Annotated in this window: 1 rRNA gene; it reads left to right on the plus strand. The window is 55.1% G+C overall.

Going from position 1 to position 780, the window contains the following annotated elements:
- Window positions 1-693, plus strand: a 23S ribosomal RNA gene (locus tag RCF34_RS22785); the annotation flags it as partial.
- Window positions 694-780 lie beyond the last annotated feature (87 nt).

Here is a 780-nt window from a genome sequence, read left to right on the forward strand (position 1 = left end):
ATCCGGATCGAGGACAGTGTATGGTGGGCAGTTTGACTGGGGCGGTCTCCTCCTAAAGAGTAACGGAGGAGTACGAAGGTGCGCTCAGACCGGTCGGAAATCGGTCGTAGAGTATAAAGGCAAAAGCGCGCTTGACTGCGAGACAGACACGTCGAGCAGGTACGAAAGTAGGTCTTAGTGATCCGGTGGTTCTGTATGGAAGGGCCATCGCTCAACGGATAAAAGGTACTCCGGGGATAACAGGCTGATACCGCCCAAGAGTTCATATCGACGGCGGTGTTTGGCACCTCGATGTCGGCTCATCACATCCTGGGGCTGAAGCCGGTCCCAAGGGTATGGCTGTTCGCCATTTAAAGTGGTACGCGAGCTGGGTTTAGAACGTCGTGAGACAGTTCGGTCCCTATCTGCCGTGGACGTTTGAGATTTGAGAGGGGCTGCTCCTAGTACGAGAGGACCGGAGTGGACGAACCTCTGGTGTTCCGGTTGTCACGCCAGTGGCATTGCCGGGTAGCTACGTTCGGAAGAGATAACCGCTGAAAGCATCTAAGCGGGAAACTTGCCTCAAGATGAGATCTCACTGGAGCCTTGAGCTTCCTGAAGGGCCGTCGAAGACTACGACGTTGATAGGTCGGGTGTGTAAGCGCTGTGAGGCGTTGAGCTAACCGATACTAATTGCCCGTGAGGCTTGACCATATAACACCCAAACAATCTGACCGCAGGTCAGAGCGTGAGGAAGACGACGCCGAAAACGGGCGCGTGGGTTCGCAAGACCCAAGACGA

The organism is Pseudomonas sp. 102515, assembly GCF_031085165.1.
Lineage (GTDB): Bacteria > Pseudomonadota > Gammaproteobacteria > Pseudomonadales > Pseudomonadaceae > Chryseomonas.